Below are 22,166 nucleotides of genomic sequence, written 5' to 3'. Positions count from 1 at the left end.
AGCGGCGCCATGAGAAAGCAAGATAGACACCGTTTAATTACACGTTTATTGACTGAAAAAAATATTCAAAAGCAAGAAGATTTTGTCAACTACTTACAAGAAAAGGGCGTAGCTGTAACACAAGCAACAATTTCTCGCGACATTAAAGATATGAAACTGATCAAAGTTCCATCTGCAGAAGGGGGTTATCGGTATAGCCTTCCATTAGAAACACAAGCTAATACGAGTGCTAAACTTGCAAAGCTTTTAAAAGATGCCTTTGTAGCTGCAGAACAAATGGAAAAATATGTCGTATTACGAACCATTCCTGGCAATGCGGCGGCGTGTGGTAGTTTAATCGAAAAGAATTACCAAGAGAAACTTTTTGCCGTCATCAACGATGATGATAGTGTTCTCATGATTGCGCGAACTGAGGAAGCAGCAGAAAAACTTCATAAAGAGCTGTTAAGCTATCTATAAAGAATGAGGTGAACAAGATGTTACAAGAACTTTCCGTGAAAAATTTTGCGATTATCTCTTCGTTACAATTAGAGTTTCAAATGGGTATGACCGTTTTAACGGGAGAAACGGGTGCGGGGAAATCCATCATTATTGATGCAATGGGATTACTCACAGGCGGACGCGGCTCCAGTGACTATATTCGTCAAGGAGCAAATAAATGCACCTTAGAAGGACTTTTTTCAATGCCGAAAAGTCAAGAATTAAAGCAATTATTAGAAGAATTAGGTATTGAAACAGAAGAAGATTCTTTAGTGATTCAACGAGATATTTCCGCTTCTGGTAAAAATGTTTGCCGTGTCAACGGACGGATTGTCAACATTACTAATTTAAAAAGAATTGGGGAATATTTAGTAGATATTCATGGCCAAAACGAACATCAAGAATTGATGCAAAGTGAACGCCATATTGATATGTTAGATGAATTTGGTGGGAAAAAACTTTTAGCAGTCAAAGAAAAATATACACAGGCGTATCAAGAGTATCGCGCACTCGAAGCCAAAGTCAGAAAGCGACAAAAAAATGAAAAAGAATTTGCCCAAAGAATGGACATGCTTCATTTTCAAAGTGATGAAATTGCTAGTGCACAGTTAGTCGCTGGCGAAGAAGAACAATTGTTAGAAGAACGCAATAAACTGAACAATTTTCAAAAGATTGCTGATGCACTGACGATTAGTTATGCCGCGCTAAATGGTGAAGACGATAGTAGTTTGGATAAAATCGGAACAAGTATGAATGAACTCGCTTCGATTGAATCCCTTGATCCAGAATATAAATCATTGTCAGATACTGTTCAAAATGCTTACTACTTACTACAAGAAGCCAGTGGAGATCTTTCTAGGTTAATTGATGGCTTAGAACTAGACGAAGGTCGCTTGAATGAAGTAGAAAATCGTTTGGAATTAATCCGTCAAATGAAACGTAAATATGGCGATTCAATCGAAACGATTTTATCTTACTATGAAGAAATCACCAAAGAGTTAGCAGAGGCTGATTTTTTGGAAGGTGGTACAGGTGACTTAGAAGCGTTGCTTGCAGAGAAACAACAAGCGGTTCATCAACAAGCGTTAGCTTTACGAAAAGAACGAAAGCGCCTAGCCAAAGAGCTCGAACAACAAATTTTAACCGAATTAAAAGAACTATATTTGGAGCGAACTGAATTTGAAGTCCGCTTTACAGAACTTGAGCATTTACAAGAAAATGGCTTAGACGGAGTAGAATTTTATATTACTACTAACCCAGGGGAACCATTAAAACCGTTAGTTCGGGTGGCTTCTGGCGGAGAACTTTCGCGAGTGATGCTGGCTATGAAAACAATCTTTTCTCAAACGCAAGGGATCACTAGTATTGTTTTTGATGAAGTAGATACAGGAGTCAGTGGCCGAGTAGCACAGGCGATTGCCGATAAAATTTATCAAATTTCAGAAAATTCGCAGGTGTTGTGTATCACGCACTTGCCACAAGTGGCGGCCGTTGCCGATGAACATTATTTTATTGAAAAAGAAATCGTGGCGGGTCGGACAGAAACAAGCGTCCGAATTTTATCTGAAAAAGAGCGAGTAAACGAAATTGCGCGTATGCTCGCAGGAAGTGAAATTACGAAATTAACCATTGAACATGCACAAGAGCTGTTGGCGATGGCGAAAAAATAGCCGCTCTATTTGAGTAAGTAAAAAAAACAGCCCCTTCAATTGATAGAAGGGGCTGTTTTTTTACTTTTAATGTGTGAAAAAGTTCTCCAGTTTAAAGACTAAGAATCGCTGTTAAAACAGTTGAACCTACAATTGCGATCAGCATTAGCCAAACCACGACTTTCGTGATTTTTGAAAAGCGACTTTGTTCTTTGTCGTTCATAAATGACACGTCCTTTTTAATTTCTGCTAATAGTGTACAACCTTTTCCTGAAAACAGCAACCTAAAGTTATAAGAGATTCTTTTTCTTTAAAATTCGAATACTAATTATGCAGATTAAGGTAGTGATGGCAAAAATAATCCAAAAGGAATATTCATGCTCTGCAAAAGGGAGTTTCACATTCATGCCGTAAATTCCTCCGATGATGGTTGGAATGGTCAGGACAATTGTTAAGGATGTTAAAATTTTCATGACATTATTTAAGTTATTTGAAACGATTGCTGAAAAAGTATTACTAATGTTATCAACTAATTTTAGTTGTATTTTAGTCGTATTCAGTCCTTGTTCTAGTTCAATCAGAATATCCCTTAAAAATGGCAAATGTTTTTCTGGATGATTAAAAATTTCAGCGCTATATAAACGTTTTAATACTTTTAAATTATCCGTTAAAGCTGCTTCGAAATAAACTAGACTTTTTTGAATGTCCATAATCTGATACAATTGACTATTTTCTGTGGCTACTTGGAGCTCTCCTTCAAGTTTGTTGGTTTGTTGGATAAGTGCTTGTAAGTTTTTATTGAAGGAAAGGGCCATCTTCCATGAAAGGGCTAAAATTAAGGCCTTCTCAATAGAAAGATCTTGATGGGTGAACGCCTCTTTTTGGATCCCATGAACGATGTCGTTAGGCCCATTGCTAACAGTAATTAGTTTGTTATCGACGGTTGCGATTAAAGCAATCGGCACCGTTTCTACTTGCAGATAGCCACTAGGACTGATACTAGCTTTGGGATAACGAAATAAAAGTAACGTAGGCGTTTGTAATTTTTCGTGGCGGAAACCTTCCACTCGAGCATTTTCTTCATCATCTAAAACGCCGGTAAGATAATCTGTTGGTAAGTGGTATTGATTGACGAGACGCTCGATTTCTTCTTCTGTAGGAGATTCTACCGAAATCCAACTTAGGGCTTCATCGTCTGGTGAACAAGGTTCAAAATAGTCATTTTTCAATAATAAATAATTAATCAAAAGATTCACCCCGAATCAACATTTTTTGTTCTAAATCCATTATAATAGAAGTATGACACAATACGAGAAGAAAAGCTTATAAAAAACATTCAAAAATAAGTGGCCGCGATAGGTGAGGCCTCGTTTTGAAAATGGTTTGATAAGTAATCCGTTTTTTATATGAAAAAGCAAGCAAAAAGGGCTTTTAGCACATATATTTAAACGAAATGAAACATCTGTGTAACGTTGATGAAGTATAGTTATAGCAGGTGGAATGAAAGGATTTGTTGAGAGAATGGTGTCGTTTTCGGCAATAATGTTATTTTGGTATATTTTTCCGGTAATTGTGCTCTTTGCATGCAATTTTCTCGTGTCCACTTTTTCCCTAACGGAACGTTGGAAAATAAAAGCACCGGATTTGGCCATTCCGTTTTTATTCATAGGGATCCATGAGTTATCCAAAGATAGTTATGATGAATCGATTATGCCGTATTTTGTGATTTCTATTTTGTTATTAGGAGTCGCTGTTGCCCTGTTTCAAGCTTATTATTATGGAGAGATTTTATATAGACGATATTTCAAGATGTTTTGGCGGTTGACGTTTTTACTAACGTTTGTGTTGTATGTGTTGCTTATCTTGCTAAATATCAGTCATTATCTACTGTAATAAAGCGTGGAGACAATAGGGGAAATACGCTGTGGGAAAATGTCCCCCACAACTCCCCACTCCGTGGGGTTTTTTTGTTATTTGTGGGGTTATTTTATAAAAAACATAGTAAAAACCTTGTTATAATAACATTTTTTGTTGGGTGATGCTTGTTACATAAAACCCTGTAAATATTACAGAAATTTTAAATAACAGTTAAAAAATAGAAGTTTTTAGATTTATAGTGGTAGAAAGTGGTGGGATGTGGTAGACTTGTTCTATCAAGTGGAAAAGCGGGTGTATTGGCTATGCTTATGGGTGAATACCAACATAATATCGATGCCAAAGGCCGCCTAATCGTTCCATCAAAGTTTCGTGAGGAACTTGGTGAAAAATTTGTGGTAACGAGAGGGATGGATGGCTGTTTATTTGGTTATCCTTTAAATGAATGGTCACAACTTGAAGCAAAACTTCAAGAAATGCCCTTAGCTAAGAAAGATGCACGTACCTTTGTACGATTCTTTTATTCCGCTGCAACAGAATGTGAGATTGATAAGCAAGGTCGTATCAATATTCCGGCGAATTTACGAACACATGCCAGTTTAGAAAAAGGCTGTGTTGTTATCGGCGTCTCTAACCGAATTGAAATTTGGAGTGACGAACGTTGGCATGCATTCTCTGATGAAGCTGAAGAAAACTTTGATGAATTAGCAGAAACAATGATTGATTTTGGATTTTAGGAATGAGGCAAATGATGACTGAAGAATTTCGCCATTACACCGTTCTTTTAAAAGAAACAGTGGATGGATTACAAGTGAAGCCGGATGGCGTATACGTAGATTGCACACTCGGTGGTGCCGGACATAGTGAATACTTACTGACACAATTGAATGAGCACGGTCATTTATATGCCTTTGATCAAGACCAAAAAGCGTTGGCACATGCTAAGACTCGTTTGCAGAAATATGTAGACAAAGGTCAAGTGACCTTCATCAAATCAAATTTTAGAAATATTAAAGAAGAATTGGCAGAACACGGGGTGTTCCATGTTGATGGGATTCTATACGATCTAGGTGTTTCTTCACCACAATTAGATGAAGCGGAACGTGGTTTTAGCTATCATCAAGACGCGCCCTTAGATATGCGCATGGATCAAGACGCACCCTTGACGGCTCGCGAAGTGGTGAATACGTATAGCTATAGTGAGTTAGTAAAAATTTTCTTTCGTTATGGGGAAGAGAAATTTTCGAAACAGATTGCTCGAGAAATTGAACGTGTTCGTGAAAAGCAGCCAATTGAAACAACAGGTGAACTTGTTGAGATTATTAAGACGGCGATTCCAGCTCCAGCAAGACGCAAAGGTGGACATCCTGCAAAACGAATTTTCCAAGCAATTCGCATTGCCGTTAATGATGAATTAGGGGCAGTTGAAGAGTCGCTAGAACAAGCAATTGATTTGCTAGCGAAAAATGGCAGAATCAGTGTGATTACGTTCCATTCGTTAGAAGATCGTATTGTTAAAACAATGTTTAAAGAATACAGTACGGTACAAGATTTGCCACCAGGCATTCCAGTGGTACCAGAAGAATTTCAACCAGAATTAAAAGTAATTACTAGAAAACCAATTTTACCAAGTGACAGTGAGTTATCTGAGAATAATCGTTCACGAAGTGCGAAGTTACGCATTGCCGAAAAAATAAAATCTAGATAGAGAGAGGGGTAGACACATGGCTGAATTGAAGAAAGTAAATGATTTCCATTATGAAGCACCAGAAATGGATCAGCCAACTGTGGCAACAGAGCAAGACAGAAAAATGCAAGAGGAAACACTACCTGTCCCCACTCTATTACCCAAAAAGAAACTAAAAAATGTCTCTTTACTAGAAAAATTAATCGGTGTTGTATTAGTTTGTGCAACGATTGGTATTGCAATTGCGACAATTCAAGTAAGAACGACAATTGTCCAAACCATGAACGATATTACAGAAACACAAGCAGTCATTAAAGAAAAGGAAGATAACGCTTTGAAATTGGAACAAGAAAGAAGCGAACTTTCTAAATCAGATCGAATCAAAGATGTCGCTAAAAAACAAGGACTAGAAAATAACGGCGACAATGTTAGGACTGTTAAATAATGAGTAAAAGACATAAATTTAAACAATTCATGAAAAAGAAAAACTTAAATCCGATGAACAATCGTAAAAAAGTAGGCATCATTTTATTCGCTACGAGTATTGGATTGTTCTTTTTATTTGCCTTTAGAACGACATACATTGTGGCAACAGGCAAAGTAGCCGGTGTATCGCTAAAGGAAAAAACAGCTTCTTTATATGAAGGAAGCCAAGTGGTAAAAGCTAAGCGAGGATCAATTTTAGATCGATATGGTAATCCAATCGCAGAAGATGCTACTTCCTATTCGTTATATGTCGTATTATCAAAAAAATATACGGGACAAAATAATGAAAAGCTATATGCGGAGAAAAAAGACTTCGATGATATTGCTGAAATTTTAGCGAAATATACCAAACTAGACAAAAAAACAGCATTGAAATACTTGAATAATGGGATCCATGAAGATGGGTCAACACAATATCAAGTGGAATTTGGTACGGGTGGTCAAAACATCACCTTGGAAACACGCCAAAAAATTGAAGCAGATTTGAAAAAGAAAAAAATCTCAGGTGTTTATTTCAATGAACATCCAGCCAGATTATATCCCAATGGGCAGTTTGCTTCTCACTTTATTGGCTATACAAAAGCAGCCAATCCAGATGATGATAAAGAAGGCTTAGTAGGCGCGATGGGACTAGAACAGGCCTATAATGATATTTTAAGCGGAACCGATGGCCGTGTGTATTTTGAAAAAGATATTTACGGTAATGCCTTACCAGGAACTGTGGCGGAAGAGAAAAAAGCAGTGGATGGTCAAGATATTTACACAACGCTAGATAGTCGCTTGCAAAATACCTTAGAAGATTTGATGACGCAAGTTAATGAAAAATATGAACCAGTTTCCATGACTGCCATGTTAATGGAAGCAAAAACAGGCGAAATTGTTGCCATGTCTCAACGGCCAACATTTAATCCTGAAACGAAACAAGGATTAGACAATAATGGCACGTGGCAGAACCTATTGGTTGAAAGTCCGTATGAACCTGGCTCAACGCTTAAATTATTTACGTCGGCGGCTGCTATTGAGCAAGGATTGTTTAATCCAAATGAATCATTTAACCGTATAGGTGGTATCACTGTTGGTGACACCACGATTAACGACCATGATGTCGGCAATTTAAAAGACAAAACGTCTTTAACTTATCGTCAAGCTATCTCTTGGTCTAGTAATATCGGAATGGTGAACTTGGAACAACGAATGGGTGGCGACAAGTGGGTCGAATATTTGAAAAAATTTGGGTTTGGTTCAAGCACACATTCAGGTTTAACTTCAGAACACACTGGGAAACTTCCAGATAATAATATTGTTGATCGGGCCAATTCAGCTTTTGGTCAAGGGATTACGGTTACTAATTTCCAAATGATGAAAGGTTTCTCAGCTATTGCAAATGACGGTTCAATGTTGCAACCTCATTACATCAGCAAAATTGTTGACAAAAATACAGGAAAAGAAACGATTACGGAACCACAAATCGTAGGAACCCCAATCAAAGCGCAAACAGCTCAACAGATTCGTACGTACATGATTGATACTGTTGAAGACCCGACTTACGGGATTGCGTATGATATTTATAAAGTGCCAGGCTATCATGTTGCTGCCAAAACAGGAACTGCCCAGATTTCAGATGGTAAAGGGTACGTTGATGGAGCAAGTCAAGTCTTGTCTTCTGTAGTGGAAATGGTCCCAGCGGATAATCCTGAATATGTTTTGTATATTACACTGAGACAAGCAAAATCAGGTTCGCCTTCAGAAGCAATGGCGGCAATTGCAAACCCATTAATGAAATTAGCGTTAGACATTAAAGAGACAGATCCGGAAACAACGAAAGTAGCTTCTGATAAAGTCACAGTTGCTGATTATAAAAACATGACACCAGCGGAAGCGTTGGCCAATGCCAAAGTGAACGGGGTGGATCCTGTGATTATCGGTGATGGTGAAAAAATCAAGAAACAATCAACGCCGGCTGGTCAAACATTAATGCCTAATCAGAAATTGATTTTGATCACAAATGGAACGAACTATATGCCTGATTTAACCGGCTGGTCGAAGAGCGATGTTACCAAGTTTGGCGATCTATTAGGTTTGACTGTCGAGTTTAAAGGTGAAGGCTATGTGACGAAACAAAGTATCGCTGCTGAAACTGAAATTACGGAGAAAAAATTAACCGTGACTTTAGAAGGCACAGAATAATAACGTAGAATAATTAGGAGAGATAACATGGAGTGGACACAGATTTTTATTCCCATAGTGGTGAGTTTTGCCATTACAGTGAGCGTAATGCCACTATTCATTGGCTATTTTCAAATGAAAAAACAAGGGCAGGTTACTCGTGAAGATGGCCCGACTTGGCATAGCGTGAAAACAGGTACCCCTACAATGGGGGGAGTCGTTTTCCTTGTAGCCAGCTTGATTACTTCATTAGCAATGGGGTTGTTTTTCCACCAATTTACGCCGTCTCTACTAATTATTCTATTTATTTTAGTATTATACGGTTTGCTAGGTTATTTAGATGATTTCATTAAAGTCTTTAAAAAACGGAACATGGGCTTGAATTCTCGTCAAAAATTAATTGGTCAAATTTTTGGTGGGTTGGTTTTCTACTTTGTTTATCGAAGTGAAGGCTTTTCAGACACCTTAGATTTGTTTGGAGTAGCAGAAGTTCCGTTAGGTATTTTTTATGGCGTGTTTATTATTTTTTGGTTAGTCGGTTTTTCTAATGCCGTGAATTTGACAGATGGGATTGATGGCTTAGTTGCTGGTTTAGGAACAATTTCATTTGGTACTTATGCAATTATTGCCTGGAAACAACAACAATTTGATGTTGTGATTATCTGCCTAAGTGTGATTGGTGGGCTGATTGGCTTTTTCCCTTATAATAGAAAACCAGCAAAAATCTTCATGGGTGATGTTGGTTCATTAGCATTAGGTGGATTGTTAGCAGCAATTTCAATTATTTTGCATCAAGAATGGACGCTACTTTTAATTGGACTTGTCTACGTTTGTGAAACAGCAAGTGTTATTTTACAAGTTGCTTCATTTAAATTATTTGGTCGACGGATTTTTAAAATGTCACCAATTCATCACCATTTTGAAATGTGTGGTTGGTCTGAATGGAAAATTGATTTTGTCTTTTGGTCTGTCGGTTTAATCTGTTCAGGAATCACATTATGGATTCTTTTCTAATCTATCAAAGGGGAAATTGACAATGAAAAAAATAACAACCTATCAAAACAAAAAAGTGTTGGTTTTAGGACTAGCTAAAAGTGGTGTCAGCGCAGCGAAACTCTTACATGAGTTAGGTGCGCTCGTTACCGTTAATGACGCAAAACAATTTGATCAAAACCCTGACGCCCAAGATTTATTAACCTTGGGTATTCGTGTTGTTACAGGGGGGCATCCAATTGAATTGTTGGATGAAGAATTTGAACTAATCGTTAAAAATCCTGGTATTCCTTATACAAATCCACTTGTGGCAGAAGCACTAACTCGGAAAATTCCTATCATAACTGAGGTGGAATTAGCAGGTCAAATTGCCGAATGTCCAATTGTCGGCATTACGGGCACCAATGGCAAAACAACCACGACCACGATGATTGGTTTATTGCTAAACGCTGACAGAACGGCTGGTGAGGCACGTTTGGCGGGAAATATTGGTTTTCCAGCGAGTACGGTGGCTCAAGAAGCAACAGCCAAGGATGATCTTGTGATGGAACTTTCTAGTTTTCAGTTAATGGGAATTGAGACGTTTCACCCACAAATTGCAGTAATTACAAATATTTTTGAGGCACACTTGGATTATCATGGTTCGCGGAAAGAATATGTTGCTGCAAAATGGGCCATTCAAAAAAACATGACCGCAGAGGACACCTTGATTTTAAATTGGAATCAAGTAGAGCTTCAAACGTTAGCCAAAACCACAGCTGCCAACGTATTGCCTTTTTCAACGAAAGAAGCAGTAGAAGGGGCTTATCTTTTAGATGGGAAATTATATTTCAATGAAGAATATATTATGCCCGCCGATGAGCTAGGGATTCCTGGTAGTCACAATATTGAAAATGCACTCGCAGCGATTTGTGTAGCTAAATTAAAAAATGTATCGAATGCTCAGATTAGACAAACTTTGACAAACTTTTCAGGCGTTCCCCATCGAACGCAATTTGTTGGCGAAGTTCAGCAAAGACGTTTTTATAACGATTCAAAAGCAACCAATATTTTAGCTACAGAGATGGCGTTAAGTGGGTTTGACAACCAAAAACTACTTTTACTTGCGGGTGGCTTGGATCGCGGTAACTCATTTGATGAATTGGTTCCTGCTCTGCTGGGACTCAAAGCAATTGTTTTATTTGGAGAAACTAAAGAAAAATTGGCGGAAGCTGCTAAAAAAGCGAACATTGAAACAATTTTATTTGCTGAAAATGTTCAAACGGCGGTTACCATTGCCTTTGATTATTCGGAAAAAGATGATACTATTTTACTATCACCTGCTTGCGCAAGTTGGGATCAATACCCGAATTTCGAAGTACGCGGGGAAGCCTTTATGCAAGCTGTTCAACAATTAAAAGAAAGTGAAATGTGAGAAAATGAAGATACTAGTAACTGGTGGTGGCACAGGTGGGCATATCTATCCTGCGTTATCCTTCGTCGAACACGTCAAAAAAGAAGCACCTGCAACAGAATTCTTGTATGTGGGAACAGAAAATGGTCTAGAAAGTCAAATTGTGCCAAAGGCGAAAATTCCATTTAAAACGATTAAAATTCAAGGATTCAAGCGTTCGCTAAGTCCTCAAAATTTTAAAACAATTTATTTATTTTTAACAAGCATTAATAAAGCAAAAAAAATTATTCGTGAATTTCAACCAGATGTGGTCATTGGTACAGGCGGTTATGTTTCTGGTGCAGTAGTTTATGCGGCCCACCAATTGAAAATACCGACAATTATTCATGAACAAAATAGTATCCCCGGAATGACAAATAAATTTTTAAGTCGTTATGTGGATAAAATTGCGATTTGTTTTCCAGATGTCGCTAGTTTTTTCCCGAAAGAAAAAACAATTTTAACAGGGAACCCGCGGGGACAAGAAGTCGTAACGGTGGAAAAGTCAGCTATTTTATCAGAGTTTGGCTTGGATCCAGCAAAGAAAACGGTGGTTTTATTTGGCGGAAGTCGTGGCGCCTTGAAAATCAATCAAGCGTTTGAACAGGCCTTTCCTTTGTTTGAAGAGAGAGAGTATCAAGTTTTATACGCTTCAGGAGAAAGATATTATCAGGAACTTCAAGAAAGTCTAAAGCTTTCTGAAAAGAAATTGACAAACATAAGTGTGCAACCGTATATTGATAAAATGGTTGAAGTGATGGCTAATACGGATTTAATGGTGGGACGTGCAGGAGCAACCTCAATTGCGGAGTTCACCGCATTAGGATTACCAGCAATTTTAATTCCGAGTCCTTACGTCACGAATGATCATCAAACGAAAAACGCGCAAAGCTTAGTAAAAGTTGGTGCTGTTGAAATGATTCCAGATGCAGAATTGACCGGCGCTCGTTTAGTTGCGGCAATTGATGATATTTTATTAAACAATGAAAAAAGACAACAGATGGCAACGGCGTCCAAAGGGGAAGGCATCCCAGATGCAAGTGATCGTTTGTATCAAGTTGTGAAAACGTTAGTCTGAGATAGGAGGTGTGGAAGATTAGTAACGAGAACGATATATTCAAAAAAAGAAAACCATTACCTCCAAAAAAATCGGAAGAGTCTCAACCTGAACTGACACCTTGGCAAAAACAAAACCAAGAATATTTGAAGAAGCAAGCGGAAGAAGCTGCTTCAAAAGGTGAAAACGAACAAGCAGAAGTCACCATCACTTTACAAGAACAAAGTCAAGAAGAGCCTCAACAACATCTTCCACAAGAAACAGTGGAAGAAGAGGAGCATTTTGCAGATCGTTTACCGAACGTTAAGAAAACACGGAACAAGCGCTTATATAGGCGTTTAGCCTTTATTTTAACTTGTTTAGGGACAGCCATTTTAGTGGCATTGTATTTTGTTTCGCCTCTTAGTCGATTGAGTGAAGTAACAGTTTCAGGTAACAAAAGTGTGGAGAGTCAAGCGATTATTCAGCAGTCAAAACTTGAAACGGGCAGTGGCTTATGGGAGCAGTATTCAAATAGAAATTATTTTTCTGCAAATATTCAGAAAAAGTTTCCAATTATAAAAAAGGCGAACATTAAGTTAAATGGTATTAATTCATTTAAAATTGATATTCAAGAGTATCAAATTGTCGCTCTTGCTGCGACTAAAGGCGGCTATCATCCGATTTTAGAGAATGGTAAAACTTTGGCGGAAACCACCAAGGCTGCTGAAAGTGGCAAACCAATTTTTGAGAATTTCAAAGAGGATAAATTAATCCCTGAATTAATGGCCTCTTACAACAAATTACCTCAAGAAATTAAACAAGGAATTTCAGAAATTAAATATGCACCATCCAAAACCAATAAAGACTTGATTAATGTCTATATGAATGATGGAAACCGAGTGATTGTTAATATTTCTGATTTAAGTGAGAAAATGGCTTATTATTCACAAGTAGCCGAACAAATGGACAAACCTGGAATCGTTGATATGGAAGTCGGCATTTTTTCTTATCCGTATGAAAAAGAAAGTGAAGAAACGGGCAGTGAAGTTTCCGAAGATTCAGCGGTTGAAAATCAAGAAGTTGTGGACCCAAATGCAGGCGTAGCAACGGATGGAGCGAATAACGGTACGCCGACAAATGGAGAAAATCAAGAAGTGCAACAAGCAGAATAAGTTTTTTACAAAAATGTTTCAAAAATTAACGAACAAATTCGTATAATCTGCTTTCTAAAACCCCCATTTTTATGGTAAAATTGGAAGAAGTGAATAATACTAAAAAAGAGATAGTTAAACGGACGCCTTTGTCCGCTTAGATATTGGAATTAATAGGAGGAGGAATTCCGTTCATGGCAAAAACAGGAATGTATGTAGGCCTCGATATTGGTACAACTTCTGTCAAAGTAGTTGTCGCTGAATATATTGAAGGTCAAATGAACATCATCGGCGTTGGAAATGCAAAATCAGACGGTTTGAATCGAGGGATTGTCGTCGATATTGATCAAACAGTTCAAGCAATCCAACGGGCCGTTCGACAAGCCGAAGAAAAAGCCGGCATTCAAATTAAAAGCGTAAATGTTGGATTACCAGCGAATTTATTAGAAGTAGAAAGCTGTCAAGGAATGATAGCTGTTAGCAGTGAATCAAAAGAAATTACAGATGAGGATGTGCGCAACGTCGCATCTGCAGCTTTGGTTCGTTCAACTCCTCCTGAACGTCAAATTGTTGCAATCTTACCGCAAGACTTTACCGTCGACGGCTTTGAAGGCATCAAAGACCCACGTGGAATGCTTGGCGTTCGCATGGAGATGTTTGGCGTTGTCTATACTGGACCAAAAACAATCATCCATAACATCCGTAAATGTGTTGAAAAAGCTGGCTTAGGAATTAACGAATTAGTGATTACACCGCTTGCTTTAACAGAAACAATTTTAACAGATGGCGAAAAAGACTTTGGAACAATTGTCATTGATATGGGTGGCGGTCAAACAACGACATCTGTTATCCACGACAAACAATTGAAATTTACTCATGTTAACCAAGAAGGCGGCGAGTTCATCACGAAAGATATCTCAATCGTATTGAATACTTCTTTTAACAACGCCGAAGCCTTAAAAATTAATTATGGGGATGCTTATCCAGAAAGAACTTCAGCAAACGAAGAGTTTCCTGTTGATGTTATCGGTAAGTCAGAGCCTGTAAGAGTGGACGAACGTTACCTTTCAGAAATTATTGAAGCGCGTGTGGAACAAATTTTGAGAAAATCAAAAGAAGTTCTGGATGAAATTGATGCGTTTGAATTACCTGGAGGCGTTGTGTTAACTGGTGGCGCCGCTAGTATGCCAGGTATTGTCGATTTGGCGCAAGAGATTTTTGAAGCCAACGTAAAACTATACGTACCAAATCACATGGGCTTACGTAACCCAGTCTTTGCTAATGTCATTAGCATTGTGGAATATTCAGCGCAACTAAACGATATTTATCACATTGCCAAATATGCAATCCCTGGTGAAAAATCGAAACCAGCACAATCAGTCGCTGTCCAACAAGAAGTTCGCTATGACACATATGCTGAACAGCCTCAAGAAGAATACGAAGAATTCAACGAACGTGAGTCTGGTGAAAAAGTGACAGGCAAAATCAAAGACTTCTTCTCGAACATTTTCGACTAATCACACAAACAGGAGGATACGATATCATGGAATTTTCATTAGACAATAACATTAACAACGGTGCAGTCATTAAAGTTATCGGTGTAGGTGGCGGCGGCGGAAACGCTGTAAACCGTATGATCGAAGAAAACGTTAAAGGCGTGGAATTTATCACAGCCAATACAGACGTTCAAGCATTAAAACATTCAAAAGCAGAAACAGTGATTCAATTAGGCCCTAAATACACTCGTGGTTTAGGTGCTGGTTCACAACCTGAAGTTGGCCAAAAAGCTGCAGAAGAAAGTGAACAAGTGATTTCAGAATCATTACAAGGCGCGGATATGATTTTCATTACTGCTGGTATGGGTGGCGGAACTGGTACAGGTGCTGCGCCAGTAGTTGCAAAAATCGCTAAAGAATTAGGCGCTTTAACAGTTGGTGTAGTAACTCGTCCATTTAGTTTTGAAGGTCCAAAGCGTGGTCGTTTTGCCGCTGAAGGAATTGCCTTATTAAAAGAAAACGTTGATACACTATTAATTATCTCAAACAACCGCTTATTAGAAGTCGTTGACAAGAAAACGCCAATGCTTGAAGCATTTAGAGAAGCTGATAATGTATTACGTCAAGGTGTTCAAGGGATTTCAGATTTAATCACTGCACCAGGTTACGTAAACTTGGACTTTGCTGACGTGAAAACAGTGATGGAAAACCAAGGAACAGCTTTAATGGGAATTGGTGTAGCGAGCGGCGAAGAACGCGTAATTGAAGCAACGAAAAAAGCTATTTCTTCACCATTGTTAGAAACATCAATCGATGGTGCGGAACAAGTCTTATTAAACATTACTGGTGGCTTAGATATGACCTTGTTTGAAGCGCAAGATGCTTCAGATATCGTGACAAATGCTGCTTCAGGTGATGTGAACATCATCCTAGGTACATCAATCAACGAAGATTTAGGCGACGAAATTCGTGTAACAGTAATCGCTACAGGTATTGATGAATCAAAAAAGGATAGAAAACCGCACCGTCAAACAAGACAAGCGGTTCAACCAATGCAACAAACAACTCAATCTGTGGAAATGGATCAACCAAAATCACAAGAAGAAGCAAGTGCTTTTGGCGATTGGGATATTCGCAGAGAACAAAATACACGTCCAAAAGTTGATGAATCTTCATTAGAACAAGTAGACAAAAAAGAATTTGACACATTCCACCGTGAAGAACCAAATCACAATGATGACGAATTAAGTACGCCACCATTTTTCCGCAGAAAACGATAAGGAGCATCGATTAGAAATGATAGCTGAAAACTTAACAAATATTAATAATCAACTTCAGCTAGCATGCAAAAGCTCACAGCGCTCTGTTGCTGATGTGACAATGATTGGCGTCACTAAATCAGTAGGAATTGAGGAAGCAGCAGAGCTTGTTCAGCTTGGTGTCCAGAATTTAGCTGAAAACCGAGTAGATAAGTTACTAGAAAAGAAAGCTGGATTGGAAAAATTTAATGATATTCAGTGGCATTTAATTGGTAATTTACAACGTAGGAAGGTAAAATTAATTATTAATGAGATAGATTATTTTCATGCATTAGATAGTCTGAGTCTAGCCAAAGAAATTCAAAAAAGAGCAACGAAAGTTATTCGTTGTTTTGTTGAAGTGAATATAACTGGGGAAGAAAGCAAGCACGGCTTTCGTAAAGAAGACGTCTTACCTTTCATTCAAGAACTTGCTGATTTGGACAAAATTCAAATCGTCGGTCTAATGACTATGGCACCTTTTGGGGCAAGTGAAGAAGTATTACATGCAACATTTAGAGAATTAAAAGAGCTGCAAATGACCGTAAATGAGAAACATTTATCTTTTGCTCCTTGTACAGAACTTAGCATGGGAATGAGTAACGATTTCCCAATCGCAGTTGAAGAAGGTGCAACTTTTATACGAATCGGAACAGCGTTATTCAGAGATGCGTAAAGGAGAGGAATTTATGTCAATTTTTAACAAGGATGCGTTATCGAGCTTTTTTGGCTTATCTGGCGAAGAAGATGATTATTATGATAACTACGAAGAATATGAAGAGCGCAAAGCAGTTAATGAACCACCGCGTCGTGCAGCTCGGCCTAAACCACAACGCCCTGTTCAACAACAGGAAAGTTACAATCAGCCAGCTTATACACAACAAAGTGAGCCTGTAGTTGAAAAACCTTCTGCACGCTATCGTTCTGCTGAAGCGCATCAAGAAAGAGACACACAACAAGCTGCTTACACAGAGAAAAAAGTGGTTTCTATGCGTAGTTCTAATCAATCAGCGACTACGAATACAAGACGAGCACAAGAAAGCACCGCCAATGCAAAAACACATAAAATTACTATTATTGAACCACGTGTGTATTCAGAAGCAATGAGCATTGCGAAACATTTATTTGCTGAAGAAGCTGTGCTAGTTAATTTTACATTAGTAGAAGAAGACCAAGCACGACGCATCGTTGATTTCTTAACTGGTACTGTGTATGCTTTAGACGGAGATATTCAGCGCGTTGGCAATGAAATCTTCTTATGCACACCAGCGAATATGGAAATTGATAGTGCGACAGCACAATCTTTAGCCAACAAACAATTCTTTGATTTCTAAGCCTTAGGGAGGTGTTATTATCGCAACACTGATTACTCTATTATACAAAGGCGTTCAAATCTATTCAGGATTACTAGTGATTTACGCGCTACTTTCATGGTTTCCAGGAGCATATGATTCTGCTTTCGGGCGTTTGCTCTCTAGAATTTGTGAACCATACTTAAGTTTGTTTGACCGTTTGAATTTAAGGATTGGAATGGTTGGATTTAACGTAATGGTAGGGATTATTGTCCTTAACCTAGCAGCGGGTGGCTTAGCAGTCATTTTACGAGCTATTGTTTATTAATAACTTTTAGAAAGGATGATTTATCTATGAACGCAAATGTGTATCAACATTTCCGCAAAGATGAACATCCTTTTATTGACACTGTCGGGGATTGGCTAGAGCAAGTGGAGATGCAATACGCGCCTTATTTGACAGACTTTCTTGATCCTAGACAGGCGTATATTTTGGAAACGTTGATTCGACAAAACAGTGATTTATCGTTTACTTTTTATGGTGGTTATGAGCAAGCAGAACGAAAACGCTGCTTGATTTATCCAGCGTATTACATACCAGAAGAGACAGATTTTGGTGTTGTATTATTTGAAATTATTTATCCATCTAAATTTGCGACATTATCTCATGGGAAAATTTTAGGCACCTTGATGAATGTTGGGGTTCGTAGGGAAGCCTTTGGAGATATTATTTCCGATGGTGATAAGTGGCAGGTTTTTATAGCACAAGAAGTAGCTGGCTTCGTTGTTAACCAAGTCGACAAAATTGGTAAAATTACTGTTCGCTTAGAAGAACGGGATTATACACAAATTTTGATACCGAAGGATGGTTGGCAAGAAGAGCGAACGACTATGAGCTCTTTGCGGCTGGATAGTGTGATTTCCGCCGTATTTAATATTTCAAGGCAGCGATCAAAACAATTGATCGAATCTGGTAAAGTAAAAGTCAATTGGACAGAAACGACACGACCAGATTTTGCTTTAGACTTATTAGATATTGTTTCGATACGGGGATTTGGGCGCCTTCAGATTCAAGAATTAGAAGGAAAAACAAAGAAAGAAAAATTTCGTGTCCTCTTAGGGGTATTGAGAAAATAATCTCGAACTTTTGTTTAAGAAAACCATTTTGGCTGTTCATTCAGACGAAGTTGTGTATAATAAAAAAAGTAAGATATTTGCTATTTCAGGATTAGTATGAGAATGTGTTCATAAGGGGTTTTACAAAAATAATCCAAAGAGGTGAAGGAATATGGCATTAACTCCATTAGATATTCAAAACAAAGACTTCTCAACAAAAATGAGAGGCTATAACCAAGACGATGTAGATGACTTTTTAGATCAAGTCACACGTGATTATGAAGATGCATTACAAAAAAATCGTGAACTTGAGAAATCATTAAAACACGCAGAAGAAAAATTACAATACTTCAATGAATTGAAAGATGCATTGAACCAATCAATTATTGTTGCACAAGATACCGCTGATAAAGTGAAATCAAGTGCCAACAAAGAATCAGAAATGATTATCACTTCGGCAGATAACCAAGCCAAAGAAACCTTGGTAGAAGCTGAACGTAAATCAAATGCAATGATTGCAGATGCTGAAGCGAAATCAACACAAATCTTAGCAGAAGCAATTGAACGTGCTCGCCAATTAGCTGGGGAAACAGAAGACTTGAAGAAGAAAACACGTGTCTTCCATCAACGCTTAAGCTTAATGCTTGAAACTCAATTAGAGCAAGTGAAGAGTGAAGAGTGGGAAGAGATTTTAAAGCCTTTTTCTAGTTATGTCGGAGACAAACATACAGCAGTTAAGGAAATTCTTGATGAACAAGACCTTGACAACGAAAATGAAACTGTTGTAAACTCTGAAGAGAACACAGATGCTGTAGTAGAAAAAAAGCCTGTAATTGAAGTCACTGAAGAAACAATTGAAGAAGAATCAAAATAGATAGAACAGAACGTTTAATGTTTATTCTTAGCAGCGAGTCAATGATAGTGAAAGTTTGACAGACACTGGCATTAAACAGATCCTCTATCCTAGATGCAGTTCTGAACACTTGAGTAGGAATTGCCGGATAATTACCGTTATCAATTTCAGAGAAAGTAGGGGCAACTCTACTTTGAATTTGGGTGGTAACACGAGTACTTCGTCCCTTGGGATGGAGTACTCTTTTTTTATCTACTTTTATCAGCTATCGTTCATCTTTAGTATGAACTAACACAATTAAATCGATAAAATGAAAGCGAGGCAAATGCATATGAAAATGAAAGAAACATTGCAATTAGGAAAAACAGCTTTTCCAATGCGTGGGAACTTGCCAAACCGTGAAGCAGAATGGCAAAAAGACTGGGAAAAAAAAGGCTTATATGAACAACGTCAAAAATTAAACGAAGGAAAACCAACCTTTGTTTTACATGATGGCCCTCCGTATGCAAACGGAAATATTCATTTAGGACATTCTTTGAATAAAATCAGTAAAGATATTATTATTCGTTCAAAATCAATGTCTGGTTTCCGTTCTCCTTATGTGCCTGGTTGGGATACTCATGGTTTACCAATTGAGCAAGTGTTAACCAATAAAGGGGTTAAACGTAAAGAAATGACTGTCGCTGAGTATCGCGAAAAATGTAAAGAGTATGCCTTATCACAAGTCGATAAACAACGTAACGATTTTAAACGTTTAGGTGTGTCAGGCGATTGGGAACATCCATACATTACGTTAGATCCAGAGTATGAAGCAGCAGAAATTCGTGTTTTTGGTAAGATGGCAGAAAAAGGCTATATTTATAAAGGCTTAAAACCAATTTATTGGTCTCCTTCAAGTGAATCTTCTCTAGCAGAAGCAGAAATTGAATACAAAGATGTAAAATCACCTTCTATTTACGTAGCTTTTAATGTGGCCGATGGTAAAGGTCTTTTAGATAACGAGACAGCCTTTGTAATCTGGACGACAACTCCTTGGACATTACCAGCCAACTTAGGTATTTCAGTTAATCCTGATTTTACGTATGTTGAAGTGAAGGCAGACGGTCGTAAATTTGTAATTGCTAAAGATTTATTAGCAACAGTTAAAGAAGCGATTGGTTGGGAAGAAGTAGAAGTCTTGCGAGAATTTTCTGGTGAAAAATTAGATCGTATGACAGCTCAACATCCATTCTATGATCGAACATCACTTGTTATGCTAGGCGACCACGTGACGCTAGATGCCGGGACTGGCTTAGTTCATACCGCACCAGGGCATGGTGAAGATGACTATATCGTTAGCCGTAAATATGATTTACCTGTTATTTCTCCTGTTGACAGCCGTGGGGTCTTTACAGATGAAGCACCTGGTTTTGAAGGAATTTTCTATGACAAAGCGAATCCAATGATTACTGAGTTATTAGAAGAAAAAGGCGCGTTATTAAAGTTAGATTTCTTTACGCATAGTTATCCACATGATTGGCGTACCAAAAAACCAGTTATCTACCGTGCAACGCCACAATGGTTTGCTTCAATCTCTAAATTCCGTCAAGATATTTTAGATGAAGTTGAGAAAGTTGACTGGCTAATTCCTTGGGGAAAAACACGTTTGTATAATATGATTCGTGACCGTGGTGATTGGGTAATCTCTCGTCAAAGAGCGTGGGGTGTACCATTACCGATCTTCTATGCTGAAAATGGGGAAGCCATCATTACGCCAGAAACAATTGAACATGTAGCGAATTTATTTGCAGAACATGGATCAAATATCTGGTTTATGCGTGAAGCAAAAGAGTTACTACCAGCAGGCTTTACACATCCAGGTTCACCAAATGGCGAGTTTACCAAAGAAACAGATATCATGGACGTTTGGTTTGACTCAGGTTCTTCACATGAAGGAGTTTTACGAGAAAGAGAAGAGTTAACTTTCCCAGCAGATATGTATTTAGAAGGTTCTGACCAATATCGTGGTTGGTTTAACTCAAGTATTACAACAAGTGTCGCTATCAATGGAGTAGCGCCTTATAAATCAATTATTTCTCAAGGGATGGTTCTCGATGGCGAAGGCCGTAAGATGAGTAAATCGTTAGGCAATACTATCTTACCTGAAAAAGTTATCAATCAAATGGGGGCAGATATCTTACGCTTGTGGGTAAGTAGTGTTGACGCGGAAGCCGATGTGCGTGTCTCAATGGATATCTTAAACCAAGTATCTGAAGTGTACCGGAAAATCCGTAATACTATGCGTTTCTTGTTAGCGAATACGAGTGATTTTAATCCAGCTGAGCATACTGTAGCTTATGCTGATTTACGTTCTGTAGATAAATACATGACGGTTCGTTTAAATCAAGTCATTCAAGAAATCCGTGAAAATGGTTATGAAAAATATAATTTCATGCATATTTATCGGACAGTTATGAACTTCTTAACTGTGGATCTATCTTCTTTCTATTTAGACTTTGCGAAAGATGTCGTTTATATTGAAGCAGAAAATGATTATCAACGTCGTTGTATGCAGACTGTTTTCTATCAAACATTGGTTTCATTAACAAAATTATTGACACCAATTATTCCACATACAGCGGAAGAAATTTGGAGTTTCTTACAAGAAGAAGAAGAGTATGTGCAATTAGCTGAATTCCCAGGTTACGAAACGTTTACTAATGAAGAAGAATTGATGGATACATGGGCAGCCTTTATGGATTTCCGTGACAATGTCTTAAAAGCGTTGGAAGAAGCTCGTCATTCTAAATTAATCGGTAAATCGTTAGAAGCTAAAGTAACTGTTTATCCAAATGAACAAATTCGTCAATTAATGACAGCTGTTGATGCAGATATTGCTCAATTACTAATTGTTTCCGACTTTGAAGTATCAAAAGAAGTAGCACCTAGTGAAGCTGTTCAATTTGAAGACATGGCTATTTTAGTTGAAAAAGCAGAAGGCGAAACGTGTGACCGTTGTCGTTCCGTTCGTCAAGATGTCGGCTCAGATGAAAAATTACCAACACTTTGTGGCCGTTGTGCACACATTGTTGAAGAAAATTATCCAGAAGCGGTTGCTGAAGGATTCGAATAAACAAGAAAAAAGATCCGCTAGTCGTTAACTAGCGGATCTTT

21 protein-coding genes are annotated in these 22,166 nt (G+C 38.1%); 19 read left to right on the top strand and 2 right to left on the bottom strand.

The features are described 5' to 3' along the window. Window positions 1-9 precede the first annotated feature (9 nt). Window positions 10-459 carry an arginine repressor gene (locus IGL80_RS10125; protein ID WP_002358881.1) on the top strand — a complete coding sequence of 150 codons (450 nt, stop codon included), beginning with the start codon at window positions 10-12 and terminating at the stop codon, window positions 457-459. A gap of 17 nt (window positions 460-476) precedes the next feature. Beyond that, window positions 477-2,150, top strand: coding sequence for a DNA repair protein RecN (gene recN / locus IGL80_RS10120; RefSeq protein WP_002404473.1), 1,674 nt, complete (start codon window positions 477-479; stop codon window positions 2,148-2,150). 91 nt (window positions 2,151-2,241) lie between these two features. Here the strand turns inward: recN and IGL80_RS10115 are convergent, their stop codons facing one another. Together IGL80_RS10115 and IGL80_RS10110 are read right to left on the bottom strand one after the other, a co-directional pair. Next, on the bottom strand, window positions 2,242-2,352 hold the full coding sequence (locus IGL80_RS10115; protein WP_002383399.1) for a DUF4044 domain-containing protein: 111 nt from the start codon (window positions 2,350-2,352) through the stop codon (window positions 2,242-2,244). 67 nt (window positions 2,353-2,419) lie between these two features. Continuing rightward, window positions 2,420-3,385, bottom strand: coding sequence for a magnesium transporter CorA family protein (locus tag IGL80_RS10110; RefSeq protein ID WP_002386196.1), 966 nt, complete (start codon window positions 3,383-3,385; stop codon window positions 2,420-2,422). A 244-nt stretch (window positions 3,386-3,629) separates the two neighbouring features. On the opposite strand from IGL80_RS10110, the gene IGL80_RS10105 reads away from it, so the two are divergent. The 17 genes from IGL80_RS10105 to ileS all read left to right on the top strand — a co-directional run bounded on the left by IGL80_RS10105 (window position 3,630) and on the right by ileS (window position 22,125). Further along, window positions 3,630-4,022, top strand: coding sequence for a DUF3397 domain-containing protein (locus IGL80_RS10105; RefSeq protein ID WP_002383401.1), 393 nt, complete (start codon window positions 3,630-3,632; stop codon window positions 4,020-4,022). 233 nt (window positions 4,023-4,255) lie between these two features. Further along, window positions 4,256-4,741, top strand: a complete 486-nt coding sequence (gene mraZ / locus IGL80_RS10100) for a division/cell wall cluster transcriptional repressor MraZ (protein ID WP_002383402.1) — start codon at window positions 4,256-4,258, stop codon at window positions 4,739-4,741. A gap of 14 nt (window positions 4,742-4,755) precedes the next feature. Then, window positions 4,756-5,712 (top strand): 16S rRNA (cytosine(1402)-N(4))-methyltransferase RsmH, encoded by a 957-nt coding sequence (gene rsmH / locus IGL80_RS10095; RefSeq protein ID WP_002355891.1) that lies wholly within the window; start codon window positions 4,756-4,758, stop codon window positions 5,710-5,712. Between the two features lie 16 nt (window positions 5,713-5,728). After that, window positions 5,729-6,136 (top strand): cell division protein FtsL, encoded by a 408-nt coding sequence (gene ftsL / locus IGL80_RS10090; RefSeq protein WP_002358883.1) that lies wholly within the window; start codon window positions 5,729-5,731, stop codon window positions 6,134-6,136. Beyond that, a complete protein-coding gene (locus IGL80_RS10085; RefSeq protein WP_002404472.1) occupies window positions 6,136-8,364 on the top strand; it encodes a penicillin-binding protein in 2,229 nt (742 codons plus the stop codon). Before ftsL ends, IGL80_RS10085 begins: the two co-directional genes overlap by 1 nt. Before the next feature lie 27 nt (window positions 8,365-8,391). Beyond that, a complete protein-coding gene (gene mraY / locus IGL80_RS10080; RefSeq protein ID WP_002355894.1) occupies window positions 8,392-9,357 on the top strand; it encodes a phospho-N-acetylmuramoyl-pentapeptide-transferase in 966 nt (321 codons plus the stop codon). A gap of 22 nt (window positions 9,358-9,379) precedes the next feature. Further along, complete coding sequence (gene murD / locus IGL80_RS10075) at window positions 9,380-10,750, top strand: UDP-N-acetylmuramoyl-L-alanine--D-glutamate ligase (RefSeq protein ID WP_002358885.1); 1,371 nt, start codon at window positions 9,380-9,382, stop codon at window positions 10,748-10,750. Window positions 10,751-10,754: 4 nt separating this feature from the next. Beyond that, window positions 10,755-11,846 carry an undecaprenyldiphospho-muramoylpentapeptide beta-N-acetylglucosaminyltransferase gene (gene murG, locus IGL80_RS10070; RefSeq protein ID WP_002355896.1) on the top strand — a complete coding sequence of 364 codons (1,092 nt, stop codon included), beginning with the start codon at window positions 10,755-10,757 and terminating at the stop codon, window positions 11,844-11,846. An 8-nt stretch (window positions 11,847-11,854) separates the two neighbouring features. Continuing rightward, window positions 11,855-12,979, top strand: coding sequence for a cell division protein FtsQ/DivIB (locus IGL80_RS10065; protein ID WP_002358888.1), 1,125 nt, complete (start codon window positions 11,855-11,857; stop codon window positions 12,977-12,979). A gap of 173 nt (window positions 12,980-13,152) precedes the next feature. Further along, complete coding sequence (gene ftsA / locus IGL80_RS10060; protein ID WP_002355898.1) at window positions 13,153-14,475, top strand: cell division protein FtsA; 1,323 nt, start codon at window positions 13,153-13,155, stop codon at window positions 14,473-14,475. A 26-nt stretch (window positions 14,476-14,501) separates the two neighbouring features. Further along, window positions 14,502-15,734, top strand: coding sequence for a cell division protein FtsZ (gene ftsZ / locus IGL80_RS10055; RefSeq protein WP_002355899.1), 1,233 nt, complete (start codon window positions 14,502-14,504; stop codon window positions 15,732-15,734). Between the two features lie 16 nt (window positions 15,735-15,750). Beyond that, entirely contained in the window at window positions 15,751-16,428 is a 678-nt protein-coding gene (locus IGL80_RS10050; RefSeq protein ID WP_002358890.1) for a YggS family pyridoxal phosphate-dependent enzyme, read from the top strand. Window positions 16,429-16,441: 13 nt separating this feature from the next. Beyond that, window positions 16,442-17,086, top strand: a complete 645-nt coding sequence (locus IGL80_RS10045; protein ID WP_002358891.1) for a cell division protein SepF — start codon at window positions 16,442-16,444, stop codon at window positions 17,084-17,086. Between the two features lie 28 nt (window positions 17,087-17,114). Continuing rightward, complete coding sequence (locus IGL80_RS10040; RefSeq protein WP_002355902.1) at window positions 17,115-17,372, top strand: YggT family protein; 258 nt, start codon at window positions 17,115-17,117, stop codon at window positions 17,370-17,372. Between the two features lie 26 nt (window positions 17,373-17,398). Further along, window positions 17,399-18,181, top strand: a complete 783-nt coding sequence (locus IGL80_RS10035) for an RNA-binding protein (RefSeq protein WP_002355903.1) — start codon at window positions 17,399-17,401, stop codon at window positions 18,179-18,181. 151 nt (window positions 18,182-18,332) lie between these two features. Then, on the top strand, window positions 18,333-19,034 hold the full coding sequence (divIVA, locus tag IGL80_RS10030; protein WP_002355904.1) for a cell division protein DivIVA: 702 nt from the start codon (window positions 18,333-18,335) through the stop codon (window positions 19,032-19,034). A 310-nt stretch (window positions 19,035-19,344) separates the two neighbouring features. Then, window positions 19,345-22,125: an isoleucine--tRNA ligase gene (gene ileS, locus IGL80_RS10025; RefSeq protein ID WP_010708357.1), complete on the top strand. Its 2,781-nt coding sequence runs from the start codon at window positions 19,345-19,347 to the stop codon at window positions 22,123-22,125. Window positions 22,126-22,166: the final 41 nt, after the last annotated feature.

Source organism: Enterococcus sp. DIV2467a (genome assembly GCF_050532945.1).
Classification (GTDB): Bacteria; Bacillota; Bacilli; order Lactobacillales; family Enterococcaceae; genus Enterococcus; species Enterococcus faecalis.
The sequence above is the reverse complement of the archived record's forward strand: the minus strand, read 5'-3'. Positions and strand labels throughout refer to the sequence as shown.